Raw genomic sequence first — 14,513 nt, 5'->3', positions numbered from 1 at the left:
GCGCGTCCCCAAAATGAACGTATCCTGCCAGGATACGAGGAGCCTAGGCTCAGGAGAACTTGCCGTTGCCGCCGCAGGCGGAGCCGGAGCTGGGCGCGGCGGGGGTGCTGCCGCCGCAGCCGCCGGCCTGACCGCAACCGGCAAGGCCCTTGCCCATCTTGGAGGCCAGCGGATGCACCGGGCCGGGCTTGAAGGGGAAGGCGCCGGTCTTGAGCGGGCTGGGCACGCTCATCTGGCGCTGGGTCTCGGCATGGCCGCACTGGGGACAGGCGGGCGTCTCGTCACCGAACGCCAGCTCTTCGAACTGGGCCCCGCAGGCGGGGCAGACAAAATCATACAGGGGCATGGAGCACTCCTTGCCATGTTTTGGGCCGCAGCCGTGGCCGCGGGACAGTGGGGTGTATCGGCAGGCAGCCGCCGGGACGGAAAAGCTCCGGCCTGCCTCTTGTCTGTAACGTTCCGCTGCTTATATAAGCAGTATATGAGCGATGGCAAGAGCGGGCCCGGCTTCTTTGTTCCGGGCGGGCGCCTTGCCGCACAGGAGTATACGATGAAAAAGATTCTGCTGCTGGCCGGCGATTATGTGGAAGATTATGAAGTGATGGTGCCTTTCCAGATGCTGCTGATGCTGGGCTACGAAGTCCACGCCGTCTGCCCGGGCAAGAAGGCCGGTGATTTCGTGCGCACGGCCATCCATGACTTCGAGGGCGACCAGACCTACAGCGAGAAGCGCGGCCACAACTTCGCCATCAACTATGACTTCGACAAGGTCGATGTGGCCGACTACGCCGGTCTGGTGGTGCCCGGCGGACGCGCTCCCGAATACCTGCGCCTCAACGAGCGCGTGCTGGAGATCGTGCGTGAATTCGACGCCGCCGGCAAACCCATCGCCGCCATCTGCCACGGCCCCCAGCTGCTGGTGAGCGCGGGCATCCTCAAGGGCCGCACCTGCACCTGCTACGCTGCGGTCAAGCCCGATGTGGTGGCCGCGGGCGCCACCTGGCATGACTTCAACGCCACGGCCAGCAACGCGGTGGTGGACGGCAATCTGGTCACGGCTCCGGCCTGGCCTGCGCATCCGGCCTGGATCGCCGCCTTCGTCAAGCTGCTGGGCGCCCAGATCAGCATCTAGCCAGCGAATAACGATATCCCCTGACAGAAGAGGAGGGAGCCTGCCCTGCGGCACGGCTCCCTCTTTGTGTATGGATCCGTCTGTTGAGCCCCGAGGCGCGAAACCAAGGCATTCGCCATACGGGGGATGCGCGTATGCGTGAGGCCTGGGCGGCAGGCGCACAGGCGCCCCGGTCTTATCCGGCAGGGGCCTGCCCCGGTGGCCGACAGGAAGATCCTGGGCTGCCGGTGCGGGCCTGTCTTCTTTCTCCGGCGGGGAAGAGGGTTGCCTCTCTACCTCGTGCGGGCAAGGAAGACGGCGTCATTGCGGTAACGCACCGCAGGCTGCGTGGACGGGCCGCCCAGGTTCCCGCTGTTGTCCTCGGCAAAGATGCCGCGCTGGCCGATGCGCGAGACGAAGCCGGGATGCGCCTGGTAGTGGGGCTTTTCCGGCTGCTGGGGGATGGGCGTCACGCTCTGGAGCACGAGACATGCACCCACACGGCCCGCCTGGGCGGCGGCATCGTCGGCGGATGCGGGGACGGCGCTTTCCCATGTGGCCCGGCCCAGACGGACATAGCCGTCAGCAAGGGCCGCGGCAAGGCGTTTTTCCATAACGGATGCCGGGAGCTGTTCCACGCGGGGGACGCTACAGGATTCAAGGGTATCCACGGGGCGGACATGGTCGTCCGCCGCCTGATAATGACGGGAAAAACCGCCGGCACAGCCGGATGCCAGCAGGGTGAGGCCCAAAAGGGCGGGGAGAGCATAGCGGCAGGACATGGCCTTTCCTCTCTTGGTTACAGGGATGCGGCCGGAAAGGAGGGGAGGGAGAGCGTTCGCTCCAGTCATGCATGCCGTGGCACGGGGCGGTGGCGGGCAGATCTTGTTGTCGGGAGCGGGACTTTCCCGTCCGGCCGTTGGGACGGGGAGCAAGAAACATATTTTGTTGCTATGTTTTATTTCAGGAATCGGAACTTTTAGCAAGTTCTTTCCGGCAACCATCCCCCGTATCACGCGGTATCTTGAGAGGATGGAGCCGGAGAAGGCGCTGGCCGCTGCTGCCACTGTCCTGAGTACCCTGCGGGCATGCTCGGCAGGGCTTCGGACATCGACAGCGGCGGGACGGCAACGCCCCTCCCCGGGCTCCGGAACAACGAGACCTAGTCCGCCAGCGGCTCCACCAGCAGGCCCTTGTCCGTGACGGACAGGGGACGCACGGCCAGCAGTTCGCGACCGGGATGGGCCCCGGCGGGCAGGATGCAGGGCACATAGAATTCATTGACGCCCTTGATGGCTTTGCGACGGCGGGCAGGGGCCTGGTCGGGGGCGGGGCTGTCGGCGGCCAGCAGCATGTGCGGCAGGGCCAGCTGTGCCTGCCAGAAAGCCTGGCGGCGTTCTTCCACGGCGGCGCGGACGCGGGCGGCCCGCTCCTGCTTGACCTGCTGGGGCAGGTGGCCGTCAAAGCGGTCGGCGGCAGTGCCGGGGCGACGGGAATAGGGGAAGACGTGGGCATAGCTGAAGGGCGTCTCGCGCACGAAGTCCAGAAGGCAGGCCACATCTTCCTCACGCTCGCCCGGGAAGCCCGCGATGATGTCCGCCCCCAGCCCCATGACGGGCCAGTGGGCGTGCAGGCGTTCCACGGCACGCTGGAGCATTTCTGCCGTGTAGTGGCCGCGGCCCATGCGGCGCAGCACGGGCTGGCTGGCATGCTGCAGCGAGATGTGCAGCTGCGGGCAGAGCATGCGGCAGGCCATGAGGGTCTCCACCCCTTCGTCATCGAGCTGCGACGGCTCCAGGGAGCTGATGCGGAAGCGGCCGCGTCCGGCGAATTCCGGGGCCAGGGCGGCATCCAGACGGCGGAGCAGGCTCCAGAAATCACCAAAGTCAGCGTTGTCCCGGCCATACTGGCGCAGATTGATGCCGGAGATCATGATCTCGGCATGTCCGGCCAGCAGCAGGCGCCGGGCCTCGGCGATGACGTCTTCCGGCGGGCGGCTCAGGCAGCGGCCGCGGGTGAGGGGCACGATGCAGTAGGTGCAGCGGTGCTGGCAGCCGTCCTGCACCTTGAGCACGGGGCGGGCGCGCCGGAAGCCGCTGATGGCAAAGGGCGGGTAGGAAGGGGCCTGCGCTTCTCCTGCCGGAGCCTGGGCTTCTTCCGTCCAGGGCCCGGCCAGCAGCAGGCGCTTGTCGCCCTGGGGCAGGACGAGGTCCGGCTGCACGCAGTCCTCGTGGCCGTGCCGGCGAAAGTCCTCGAACAGGCGGGCCGCACAACCGGTCAGGATCAGGCGGGCAGCGGGGGCCGCACGGCGCAGACGGAACACGGCATTGCGGGCATCGCGTTCGCCACGGGCCGTGATGGCGCAACTGTTGACGCAGACCACGTCCGCCTGGGCGGGGTCGTCGCATTCCACGCCGCCACGGGCCTGCCAGGCCTCGCGCAGGGATTGCGTTTCGTACTGGTTCACCTTACAGCCAAAGGTAATGAAGTAGAATTTCCATGCTTGCATGGCTGCTATGTAGGGCAAAGGCCGTCCCCTTGACAAGAGGCGACCGGACCCGCTGGAGATGGATGATGAAAGGATGTGTGTGGCGGCATCCCTCCCGCTGGGGCGGGCTGCTGTTGTGGCTGTTGCTGCTGCCGCTGTGCTGTACGGCGGAGACGGCTGCCGGTGAACGTGGCGGCGAGCTGTCCGGGCTGTCCGCCGAGGACCGTATCAATCTGCTGTGCCTGCGTTCGGCCTATCCGCAGATCAGGGCGGTGGAATCCGGGCCTGACGGGATCTGGCTGCGCCTGGAAGGGGAGCGGCGGGTGCTCTATGCCTCGGCAGCGGAACTGGCGGCCCATCCTTATGATGATGCGACCCTGCTGGACAGGGAACAGCGCCTGGCCCGGCGTCTCGATCCCGCACGCATGGATGTCTCGCTGCGTGCCAGCATGCACTTGCCCTATCTGCCGGACCCGGAACGGGCTGCCACGCCGCGGGGCTATTCGCCCGGCCGCTGGCGCAGCTATGCCTTTTTGAAGGCCCTGTACGGTGCGGATGCGGCCACGGTCCGCCGGGGCCTGGGCGTGACGTCCCTGCAGGGGCGCAAGGTGCGGATGAGCGGGGCCGCCTGCGCGAGGCCGTGCGGCAGCGGCCGGAGCTCAAGCCCTGGCTGGTCTCGGCCGGAGGCTTTTTGTGGCGCCCCATTGCCGGAGAGCAGCGCCTGAGCCCGCATTCCTTCGGTATCGCCATCGACCTGAGCCCGCAGCGGGCGCCGTACTGGCGCTGGGCCAGGATGGAACGCCATCCCCTGCAACAGTCCTACGACAGCGAGATCGTCCGGGCCTTCGAGGCCGAGGGCTTCATCTGGGGCGGCAAATGGCACGAGTACGATCTGATGCACTTCGAATACCGGCCCGAGATCATGGCCAAGGCCCGTGTGCTGCACCAGCTGGAGACGGCGGGCGGGAGCGGGCTCGAAGGTCTTTCCGGCGGGGCCGAGCGGGACGGCGGGACAGTCGCGTCCCCTCATGACCTGTCGGGAGTGGGGGCGGCCGGGGGGAGCAACGGCTGAGAGGCATCTGTCCCGACGGCCGTCCCTGGCGGGCAGCGAGCCGGGGCGGGGATGATGTGTCGTCGCGAACGTGTCGGGCAGGCAGAACCCGCAAAAAAAGGAGGGGTCCCGGTGGGGCCCCTCCTTTGTCATTCGTATGGCGGGACGGCCTAGTCCTGACCGGTGGCCGCGGCCTCGTCCACGACCCAAATCAGGTCGCCCACGCTGGGGCGCACCATCTGGGCAGGCAGGGTGGGCTCGGCCAGCAGATCCAGCACCTGGCCCAGCACCTGATGCTTTTCCTTGCCCGTGACCAGGAACATGCAGCAGCGGGAGTTGTTGATGACCGGCAGGGTCAGGGTCAGGCGGTCGGCCTTGCGTTCGGGCACATACTGGTCGATGACCAGACGCTTGCGTTCGGCCAGGGCCGGAGAGTTGGGGAAGATGGAACCGGTGTGGCCGTCATCGCCCATGCCCAGGATCATGAAGTCGAAGCGGGGCAGGTCGTTGGGACCGATATTGAAGTCCTGACGGATCTGCTGCTCGTATTTGACGGCAGCTTCCACCGGGTCGATGTCGCCGCGCATGCGGTAGAAGTGGGTGGCAGGCACATGGCTCAGCAGTTCGCGGCGGGCAAGGCCGTAGTTGCTGTCAGGATGGTCGGGACCCACGCAACGTTCGTCCACCCAGAAAAAGTTCATCTTGTCCCAGGGCAGGCGGTCGGCCCAGTCACTGGCCGCCAGCAGACGGAACAGGGGGATGGGCGTCTGGCCGCCGGAAAGGGCGATGCGGAACACGCCGCGTTCGGCCACGGCTTCTTCACAGGCGGCGGCCAGGATATGGGCGGCGCGCTCGGCCATGGCGGCAGGATCTTTATGGATATGCACGGAAAGATGGATGGATCTGCTGCGCGCTTTCATGATGATCTCCTTATTGTGGACTGCGCAATAAAAACGGCGCGGCACAGGATACCGCCCGTGTTGCTGTCATTTCCTTCAGGACGTACCACCATAATGCAGGGCGGTGTCGGCGGCAAGCCCCCTGAGGCTTGTCTGCCGCTGCGGGCGGGAGAGGAATGCCGAAAATCCCCTGCGCTGTGGTCTCCGGGAACAGAAAAAATTTTTCCTGTGATTCAGGGATGCTGTTTTTGTGCCGGAGACTGGCCGGTGGTGCGCAGGGAGTCGTACTCCATGACGGGGCGGGCGGTATCCAGACGGGGGCGCAGACGCAGGGGCAGAGGGGTGCCCGTACGGCGGGGCGACATGTCCAGACGCAGGACGCACCAGGCCCCGAAGGGCAGGCGGGAAAGGGCCGCGGCATGGACGTGCGTCCCGTGATGCCAGCGGCAGGCGGGCCGCCAGAGGCAGCTTGCCGCGTGCAGTCGTCCCGGGCGGGCGGCAAGCAGTCGCCAGGCGGTCCAGAAGGGCAGGCAGTGCCCGGGCCAGGCATGGCGACGCCCGTGCAGCCGCCAGGTCAGCCAGGACAGGGAGGCGCTGTTCCAGAAGGTGAGGGCCAGACCGCAGGCTGCCACGCGGCAGGCCTCGCCCAAGGCCGCAGGCAGGGCGGCGGGAGGCAGTTCGTCGGCCCGCAGCAGTACCCAGTCGAAACTGTTGTCGGCAAAGGGCAGCCAGTCCGGGGACGCGGCTTCTATCTCCACGCCTTGCGGGGCCCTGCGCCGGGCCTGTTCCCGCAGGGCCGGAGAGGTTTCGCAGGCGCTCAGGTCAAAGCCGCTCTGCCAGAGCGGAGGCAGGACATGCCCCGCCCCGCAGCCGATGACCAGCAGTTCCCTGCCCCGGCGCGGCCAGGGGGCCAGCATGGAGAGCAGCAGGGCTGTCCTTTCCGGCAGGGCGATGTGCTGATGGAACGGGCTGGGGGGCTGGAGGGGCATGCAGGCTCCTTGAAGGTGAGGGTTCTCTATCCTGCTAATGTAGGGCCTGCCGGAGCGGCAGGCAAGAGGGATGCGGGATGAAGTCCCGATGCTCCAGGGGATGTGCGGCCTGCGGGAGCGGAAAAAAGGCGGGCAGACGGGCTCCGGGAGGGCTATGCGTCACCGCGGCGCGCGCAGGACCAGCAGCAGGATCTCGGAAGGCACGCCCAGGCGCAGGGGAAAACCGCCCCACAGGCCGCTGCCGGGGCCCACATACAGGCGGGCGTCGTCCCGGGCATACCAGCCGCGCACGAAACCGCCGTTGAACAAGGCCACGCCCTGATCCAGCAGCAGGGCCAGCCCGCCGTGGGTATGGCCGGAAAGCTGCAGGTCGATTTCCGGGGCCGTCTCATGGAAGAGCTCCGGCTTGTGGGCCATGAGGATGCGCGGTCGCGGCGTCCCCTCCAGGGCTCTGTGCGGATCGGGGCCGGGCAGGCCGAAGCGACCGGCCACATTGTCGGTGACACCGGCCACGGTCAGGTGGCTGCCCCGCACCGGCAGCACCACGGCCTCGTTCTCCAGCAGGGTGATGCCGTGAGCGCGCAGGACGGGCCGCCAGGCAGGCAGGTCGGAGTAATATTCATGGTTGCCCGGGCAGGCGAAGACGCCCAGCGGCGCCCGCAGGTCGGCCATGGGCGCGAAGTCCTCGCGCCGCAGGGCGGGGCTGCCGTCCATAAGGTCTCCCGTGAGCAGGATGATGTCCGGCCTGAGGGCATTGGTCCTGTCCACCACGGCCCGGGTCCACTCGGCGGGGAAGTTGCGGCTGATGTGCAGGTCCGTGAGCTGGGCCACGCGCAGGCCGTCCAGGGCGGGAGGCAGGCCGGGCAGGACAATCTCTTGCGTGCGGACATCGGGGATGCGCAGGGCCGCGGGCACGGCCATGACGGTCATCACCAGGGCCACCAGCAGCAGGGCGGCCATCTGCCGGTTGCTGCCGGGCAGGGCCGGAAGGCCCGGACGCAGGCGGCGCGCCAGCCACCAGATGAGGCAGACGCCGTCCCGGAGCAGCGAGAGCAGGGCCAGCAGGAAGAAGAGCACATGCGGCACGCCCGTGCTGACCAGTACCCAGCGCGGCAGCTCGGGATTGAAGGTGGCGTAGAGCAGGGAAAAAATGTGCAGGCGGAAGCCCACCAGCAGCACCAGCAGGGCCAGCAGAATCTTGAGCGGCCGCTTGCAGCGCAGGGGCAGCACGCAGCGGACCAGCATGTAGACGCAAAGGATGGTCGTGACGATCTTGAGCATAGGCAGGGAGCGGAGGAAGGCGCGGCTCCGGGACAGGCGGCAGGAAGCCGGCCGGGGGAACGCAGGGAGCCGGATGGAAAAAGGAGGGGCATCCCTTTGCAGGACGCCCCTCCCGGACAGGCTTAGAGGGCGGCGATGGCTTCCACTTCCACCTGGGCGCCCAGAGGCAGGCTCTTGATGGCCACGCAGGAACGGGCGGGGAAGGGTTCGCAGAAGTATTTCTTGTAGACTTCGTTGACCTTGGGGAAGTCGTTCATGTCGGCGATGAACACGGTGGTCTTGACCACGTTGGCGGTGGTCAGGCCCTGGGATTCCAGCAGGGCCACCACGTTCTTGCAGCACTGCTCGGCCTGGGCGCAGATGTCGCCTTCCACCAGCTTGCCGGTGGCGGGATCCAGCGGGATCTGGCCGGAGAGGAAGAAGATGTCGCCCACGCGGATGCCCTGGCTGTAGGGGCCCACGGCGGCAGGAGCGTTGGGGGTGCTGATGACGTCCTTGTTCATGAGGAACTCCTTGCGTATTGGCTGCTACTTGAAGACAGGCAGCAGGTTGAAGACATACAGGGTATGGCAGACGGCCACGATGATGCCGTAGACCAGCAGCAGGGGCACGGTGGTGGAACCGCCGGGCACGCGGTACAGGCTGGCCTGGAACTTGCGGCGGCTGGCGCGCAGCAGCAGGGCGGGCACGATGACCGACCAGATGGAGGCCGCCAGACCGGCCCAGCCGATGGCGGGCAGGAAGCCGTCGGGCCAGATGATGCCGCCGATCATGGGCGGCACGAAGGTGATGAGCATGGTCTTGGTGCGGCCCAGGCGGCTGTTGTCGAAGCCGCACAGGTCGGCCATGTAGTCGAACAGGCCAAGGCCCGCGCCCAGGAAGGACGTGGCGATGGCGAACAGGGCAAAGGCCTCCAGCATCTTGAGGATGATGCCGCCCAGGCTGGTACCGGAAGCGGCCACCAGATCGCCCACGTTGGTGATGTGCTTGAAGTCGTCACGCGGGATGATGCCGTCGGCGGCGGCGATCCAGACCACGTAGCAGAGCAGGGCGATGACCGTACCGATGCGCAGGCAGCTGTTGATGGTGCGGGCGTCCTTGCCCAGATATTTGATGAGGCTGGGCACCGAGGCGTGGAAGCAGAAGGAGGTCAGGTAGGTGGAGGCCGCGCCGAAGATGAAGATGAATTCGCCGCTCTGGCCGTCCAGGCCCAGCATGGAATCCAGGCGGGCCTGACCGATCATGCCGCCGATGGACAGCAGGAAGGTGATGACCATGCCGCCCATGAGGATGGCGGACAGGCGGTCCACAGCCTTGGAGCTCCACCAGACACAGGCCGTGAGCAGGATGGTGAAGATCAGGCTGGTGAGGACACGGGGCGGCGTGATGCCCCAGCTGGACTGCAGGGCATGCTGGACCACGGAGCCGCCGCTGCTGACGTAGGCATAGACCAGCGTGTAGAGCACGAAGGCCACGGAAAAGCCGTTGAGCACGCTCCAGAAGGAACCCAGCGTGTTCTGCACCAGGGTGTGCAGGCTGTCGCCGGGCTCGAACAGCAGGTTGACTTCAAGGATGGCCTGGCTGGCGCGCAGCATGCAGAACCAGGAAAGCAGCATGAGCACCATGGACCAGTTGAACCACATGCCGGCCGAGGTCATGGGCAGGGCCAGCATGCCCGCGCCGATGGCCGTACCGGCCACCATCATGGAACCGCCCAGAGTGCGTTGGAAACCCTCACCGAAAATGAACTTCATGAATCCTTCTCCCCGGAATCAGACGTTACGGGACGCGTTGCCCAGAAGTTGGAGAGCAGCGCGCCGGAAATGTTCTGCCAGACGCTGAACAGGGCGCCGGCAATGGCGGCGGCAGGCGTGAAGTGCGCCAGCGCCAGGGCTGTGGCCAGCCCGGAATTCTGTGTGCCTATCTCTATGGCCAGGGCGCGGCGGCGCGGCGGCGCAAAGCGCAGCCGGCAGGCGGCGAACCAGCCCACGGCCAGGCCAAGGAGGTTGTGGGCGATGACCGCCGCGAAGATGGCGGGCCCGGCCGAAAGGATGTTCTGCGCATTGACGGCGATGATGCCGGCGATGACCAGGGTGATGACCAGGGCCGAGGCCAGCGGCAGGAAGGGCATGAGCCTGTCCACCAGGCCGCGCTGGAAGTGGTGCAGCAGCAGACCCAGCAGCACGGGTACCAGCACGATCTTGACGATGGACCAGAAAAGGCCGCCCATGTCCACCGGCACCCACACACCGCCCAGCAGCCAGGTCAGCGGCGGGGTCAGCAGCAGCGAGACCAGGGTGGCCGCTGCCGTCATGGCTACGGAAAAAGCCACGTCGCCGCGGGCGATGAAGGTCAGCACGTTGGAGGCAGTCCCGCCCGGGGCCGTGCCCACCAGGATCATGCCCATGGCCAGTTCCGGCGGCAGGGCGAACACATGGCACAGGGCAAAGGCCAGCAGCGGCATACAGCCGAACTGCACCACCAGTCCCAGCCCCAGATCGCGGGGATGCCGCAGCACATGGCTGAAGTCCTGCCAGTGCAGGGTCATGCCCATGCCCAGCATGATGATGCCCAGCATGGCGGAAATATGCGGCGCCACCCAGGAAAAGATCCAGGGTTGCCACAGGGCCAGCGCCGAGAAGGCGATGATGATGACACCCATGAAGCGGGTCAGAACGACACTGAGCCTGCGCAGAACCGACAGCATACGGCCTCCTCCTTTGCGGACATGATGAACCATGCATCTTGGCAGACTCAGGGCGGCAAATCAAGCCGTTCATCCGGCCGCGGGAACAGACAAAATCCCCGGCCGGGGGCGTGGGCAAAGGGGCGTCGCTCACGCATCCCTGACGCCGGGCATGTTCCCGTGGCTGCGGCGCGTGCTTGAAATGTGGCGCAAGCCCGGCTAGACTGTACGCCCTGCCGGCCCGGCCGGCACACATCACTTTTGAGGATACTATGAGCAACGAACCGGACAAGATCATTTATTCCATGATCCGCGTGTCCAAGCGCCACGGCCAGAAAGAAGTGCTGAAGGACATCTCTCTTTCGTACTTCTACGGGGCCAAGATCGGCGTTTTGGGCCTCAACGGCGCGGGCAAGTCCAGCCTGCTGAAGATCCTGGCCGGTGTGGACGAAGCCTTTGACGGCAAGACCGTGCTGGCTCCCGGCTACACCATCGGCTACCTGGAACAGGAACCCCTGGCCGGGGAGACCCGTACCGTGCGCGAGGTGGTGGAAGAGGGTGTGAGCGAACTCATGGCCATCGCCAAGGAGTTCGAGGAAATCAATGCCCGTTTCGCCGAACCCATGGAACCTGAGGAGATGGACGCCCTCATCGAGCGTCAGGCCCAGGTGCAGGAACTGATGGACCACAAGGGCGTGTGGGATCTGGACGCCCGTCTGGAAATGGCCATGGACGCCCTGCGCTGCCCGCCGGCCGACATGACCGTGGACAAGATCTCCGGTGGCGAACGCCGCCGCGTGGCCCTGTGCCGCCTGCTGCTGCAGGCCCCGGACATCCTGCTGCTGGACGAACCCACCAACCATCTGGATGCCGAATCCGTGGCCTGGCTGGAGCGTTACCTCTCCACCTTCCCCGGTACGGTCATCGCCGTGACCCACGACCGCTACTTCCTGGACAACGTGGCCGGCTGGATCCTGGAACTGGACCGCGGCCGGGGCATCCCGTGGAAGGGCAACTACTCCTCCTGGCTGGAACAGAAGCAGAAGCGCCTGGCCAATGAGGAAAAGGCCGAAGCCGACCGCCAGAAGACCCTGGCCCGCGAACTGGAGTGGATCCGCATGTCGCCCAAGGGCCGCCACGCCAAGGGCAAGGCCCGCATCAACGCCTACGAGGCCATGCTCTCCCACGAGAGCGAGAAGCGCGCCCCGGATCTGGAGATCTACATTCCGCCGGGACCGCGTCTGGGCAAGAGCGTCATCGAGCTCACCGGCGTCAGCAAGAGCATGGGCGACCGTGTGCTGATGGAAGATGTCAACGCCATCATCCCGGCCGGTGCCATCGTGGGCATCATCGGCCCCAACGGCGCGGGCAAGACCACGCTCTTCAAGATGCTGGTGGGTCAGGAACAGCCCGATACCGGCACCGTGAAGGTGGGCGATACCGTGCAGTTCGCCTATGTGGACCAGGGCCGCGAGTCCCTGGAACCGGGCAAGAGCGTGTACGACATCATCAGCGAAGGCCACGACACCATCAAGCTGGGCAGCCGCGAAGTCAACGCCCGTGCCTACTGCACGCGCTTCAACTTCCACGGTGCCGACCAGCAGAAGAAGGTGGATGTGCTTTCCGGTGGTGAGCGCAACCGTCTGCACCTGGCCCGGATGCTGAAATCCGGCGCCAACGTGCTGCTGCTCGACGAACCCACCAACGATATCGACGTCAACACCATGCGCGCCCTGGAAGACGCCCTGGACAACTTCGCCGGCTGCGTGCTGGTGGTGAGCCACGACCGCTGGTTCCTGGACCGCATCGCCACGCACATCATGGCCTTCGAGGGCGACTCCAGCGTCATCTTCTTCGAGGGCAACTTCAGCGAATACGAGGAAGACCGCAAGAAGCGTCTGGGCAAGGAAGCGGAGACCCCGCACCGGCCCAAGTTCCGCAAGCTGACCCGCTGATGTTCGCCGCGGCTGTCCCGTCGCTCCGTGCCCTTGCCGGCATGGGCGCGACGGGGCGGCCCGGCCCCGCCTTTCCTGCCTGCCCCGGGACGACCCGGCAGGCAGGACTTTCCCGGAGGCACGGCATGGTGCCGTGTCCCCGTCCCGGCCGGGACGTCTTTCCCGGCTTTCCCCTACGCCTTCCTGTCCGGGGCGCCCGCCCCGGGATACTTTTCCTCTTCCCGGCCTGGGCACAGGCCACCTGCCGGTTCCGGACAGGGCGGTATTACTGACCTGAAAAGTCAGGAACAGGATGATGAAACAAAAGACAACTGGACACCGTCGTATCCCTTCCCGCCTGCTGGGAGTCTCGCTCCTGCTGGCGGGCATGAGCCTTGTCCCCGTATCCGGGCCGGTCTGGGCCCGCGAAGGCGCCACCGCGGCCACGTTCGGCCTGGTGGACGAAGCGCCGCATACCTTCCTGCGCCCGAAGCAGGTCTCCCTCTTCCCCACCCACGCGCTGGTGCAGGGGGAGGAAGAGCTGGAGGTCCGTGTGCGGGACGGCGTGGGGCGTGTGGAACTTTTCGTGCCCGAGAACGCCCGCAACCTGCAGTTCGACCTGGGGGACGTGCGTCTTGCCAGCTGGCGCAGCCGGGTGGCCCCGGCCGCCGTGGCCGATGGTGACGCCCGCCGCCGTCAGGATCTGCTGGCCCGCAAGCGTGCCGTGGAAGGGGAGCTGGAAGCCGTCTCGGCCCGCCTTGGCCTATGGACGGCCCATGCCGGGGAACGGAGCCTGGAAGCTCTGGAAAAGCTGGATGCCCGCATGGCCGAAGTCATCCCCCGCCTGCGTGAGCGTCAGGCCGCCCTGCAGCGCGAGCTGAAGACCATCAGCAATGTGCTGGCCAGCCTGCCGCGCGTGACGGAGAGCGGCCAGCTGGTGATCCTGCTGCTGGACGGCGCACCGGCCGGGAAGGTCCGCGTACGCTACGCCTACACGCTGGACAACAGCGGCTGGGATCCCGTCTACGATCTGGACGCCCGGCCGGAAGAAGGCACCGTCCGCGTGCTCCTGACGGCCCGGTTGCGCCAGAACTCGGGCATGGACTGGCGCGGGTGTGACCTGTCCATCGTCTGGCAGGACGCCCGTCCGCTGGATGCGCCCGCCCTGCCTGTCTGGCGGGTGGACGAGGGCCCGGTGCCGCGTCCTTACGCCCGGGCCGCTGCGGAATTCAAGGCCGCCCCTGTGGTGATGGCCGCCCGGGCCGACAGCGCGCCCAACGCTCCCGCCGCTCCTGTGCCGGTGCTGGACAAGGGCACCTATGCCCGCTGGGATCTGGGCCGCGTGACCCTGCCGCAGGGGCAGGAACGCCTTGTGCTGCGGCAGGAAGAATGGAAGGCCCCCTTGCAGTGGGTAGCCCGTCCTGACGAGCAGGGCAGCCCGGTGTGGCTGATGGTGGAACGGGCGCTGGACAGCACTCCCTGGCCTTCGGCCCAGGCCGAGTTCTCCGTGGACGGCCTGCCGGTGGGATCGGGGCGTTTCGTGCCCGAAGGCAATAAGGTGCGCCTCTATTTCGGGGTGGATCCCCGCGTGTCGGTGACCACCACCACGGACGACAAACGTCGCGGTGAGACCGGGATCATCGGCAAGCGCCAGACCTGGAGCTGGAACTGGACCTACACGGTGCACAACGCGCGTGCCCAGGCCGTGACGGTGCGTGTGGAGCGGCCCGAGCCCCTGCCCGTCAACAAGTCCGTGGAAGTGTCGCTGGACGGCACCCGGGCGCAGAAGGGCGAGGATCACAGCCTGTTCTGGAAGGTGGAGGTGCCCGCGGGCGAGAGCCGCAGCATCAGCCACGGTGTGAACGTCAGCGCACCGGCCGAGCTGGGCCTGAGCCCTGTGGCGCCGTAAAACGTTTTTTTGTTGTGAGGCCCCTTCCGTCGCCTGACGGCGGGAGGGACTGGAGGCCGGACAAGGGCGGGACATCCCGCCCTTTTTTCGTCTCTTCGCAGGCTGGTCGCCGGGCAGGGATGGCGGGAAGAAGAGACTCGGTACTTGTCTGAAGGTGGGGGCAGG

General features: G+C 66.7%; 14 protein-coding genes. 5 read left to right on the top strand and 9 right to left on the bottom strand.

Translation table 11 applies throughout. The features are described from left to right. Positions 1-49 precede the first annotated feature (49 nt). Complete coding sequence (locus ACQRAG_RS03890) at positions 50-346, bottom strand: FmdB family zinc ribbon protein (RefSeq protein WP_168935407.1); 297 nt, start codon at positions 344-346, stop codon at positions 50-52. Between the two features lie 204 nt (positions 347-550). On the opposite strand from ACQRAG_RS03890, the gene ACQRAG_RS03885 reads away from it, so the two are divergent. Next, a complete protein-coding gene (locus tag ACQRAG_RS03885) occupies positions 551-1,132 on the top strand; it encodes a DJ-1/PfpI family protein (protein ID WP_040368924.1) in 582 nt (193 codons plus the stop codon). Between the two features lie 272 nt (positions 1,133-1,404). Here the strand turns inward: ACQRAG_RS03885 and ACQRAG_RS03880 are convergent, their stop codons facing one another. Next, the gene (locus ACQRAG_RS03880; RefSeq protein ID WP_427803624.1) at positions 1,405-1,893 is read right to left on the bottom strand and encodes a hypothetical protein; all 489 of its coding nucleotides are present in this window, start codon (positions 1,891-1,893) and stop codon (positions 1,405-1,407) included. Between the two features lie 380 nt (positions 1,894-2,273). After that, positions 2,274-3,620: a MiaB/RimO family radical SAM methylthiotransferase gene (locus ACQRAG_RS03875; RefSeq protein ID WP_204625043.1), complete on the bottom strand. Its 1,347-nt coding sequence runs from the start codon at positions 3,618-3,620 to the stop codon at positions 2,274-2,276. A 62-nt stretch (positions 3,621-3,682) separates the two neighbouring features. On the opposite strand from ACQRAG_RS03875, the gene ACQRAG_RS03870 reads away from it, so the two are divergent. Together ACQRAG_RS03870 and ACQRAG_RS03865 are read left to right on the top strand one after the other, a co-directional pair. Continuing rightward, positions 3,683-4,324 (top strand): hypothetical protein, encoded by a 642-nt coding sequence (locus ACQRAG_RS03870; protein ID WP_427805282.1) that lies wholly within the window; start codon positions 3,683-3,685, stop codon positions 4,322-4,324. Continuing rightward, positions 4,291-4,671 (top strand): M15 family metallopeptidase, encoded by a 381-nt coding sequence (locus tag ACQRAG_RS03865; RefSeq protein ID WP_427803622.1) that lies wholly within the window; start codon positions 4,291-4,293, stop codon positions 4,669-4,671. The genes ACQRAG_RS03870 and ACQRAG_RS03865 overlap by 34 nt, the downstream gene beginning before the upstream one ends. Before the next feature lie 149 nt (positions 4,672-4,820). Here ACQRAG_RS03865 and pgl read toward each other — a convergent pair whose 3' ends face one another. From pgl to ACQRAG_RS03835, 6 genes are all read right to left on the bottom strand, one after another. Then, positions 4,821-5,570, bottom strand: coding sequence for a 6-phosphogluconolactonase (gene pgl, locus ACQRAG_RS03860; RefSeq protein WP_168935403.1), 750 nt, complete (start codon positions 5,568-5,570; stop codon positions 4,821-4,823). A 212-nt stretch (positions 5,571-5,782) separates the two neighbouring features. Continuing rightward, positions 5,783-6,538, bottom strand: a complete 756-nt coding sequence (locus ACQRAG_RS03855; RefSeq protein ID WP_427803621.1) for a class I SAM-dependent methyltransferase — start codon at positions 6,536-6,538, stop codon at positions 5,783-5,785. A gap of 159 nt (positions 6,539-6,697) precedes the next feature. Next, positions 6,698-7,819 carry a metallophosphoesterase gene (locus ACQRAG_RS03850; RefSeq protein ID WP_304021513.1) on the bottom strand — a complete coding sequence of 374 codons (1,122 nt, stop codon included), beginning with the start codon at positions 7,817-7,819 and terminating at the stop codon, positions 6,698-6,700. Between the two features lie 122 nt (positions 7,820-7,941). Then, complete coding sequence (locus tag ACQRAG_RS03845) at positions 7,942-8,322, bottom strand: RidA family protein (protein WP_006003888.1); 381 nt, start codon at positions 8,320-8,322, stop codon at positions 7,942-7,944. 24 nt (positions 8,323-8,346) lie between these two features. Beyond that, positions 8,347-9,573: an aromatic amino acid transporter gene (locus ACQRAG_RS03840; RefSeq protein ID WP_006003889.1), complete on the bottom strand. Its 1,227-nt coding sequence runs from the start codon at positions 9,571-9,573 to the stop codon at positions 8,347-8,349. Next, entirely contained in the window at positions 9,570-10,526 is a 957-nt protein-coding gene (locus ACQRAG_RS03835; protein ID WP_204674020.1) for a bile acid:sodium symporter family protein, read from the bottom strand. The genes ACQRAG_RS03840 and ACQRAG_RS03835 overlap by 4 nt, the downstream gene beginning before the upstream one ends. 251 nt (positions 10,527-10,777) lie before the next feature. On the opposite strand from ACQRAG_RS03835, the gene ettA reads away from it, so the two are divergent. Together ettA and ACQRAG_RS03825 are read left to right on the top strand one after the other, a co-directional pair. Further along, entirely contained in the window at positions 10,778-12,460 is a 1,683-nt protein-coding gene (ettA, locus tag ACQRAG_RS03830) for an energy-dependent translational throttle protein EttA (RefSeq protein ID WP_006003892.1), read from the top strand. A 295-nt stretch (positions 12,461-12,755) separates the two neighbouring features. Next, complete coding sequence (locus tag ACQRAG_RS03825; RefSeq protein WP_300705889.1) at positions 12,756-14,348, top strand: DUF4139 domain-containing protein; 1,593 nt, start codon at positions 12,756-12,758, stop codon at positions 14,346-14,348. Positions 14,349-14,513 lie beyond the last annotated feature (165 nt).

The organism is Desulfovibrio sp. SGI.230 (genome assembly GCF_050313065.1).
In the GTDB taxonomy this organism is placed as follows: domain Bacteria; phylum Desulfobacterota; class Desulfovibrionia; order Desulfovibrionales; family Desulfovibrionaceae; genus Desulfovibrio.
The sequence above is the reverse complement of the archived record's forward strand: the minus strand, read 5'-3'. Positions and strand labels throughout refer to the sequence as shown.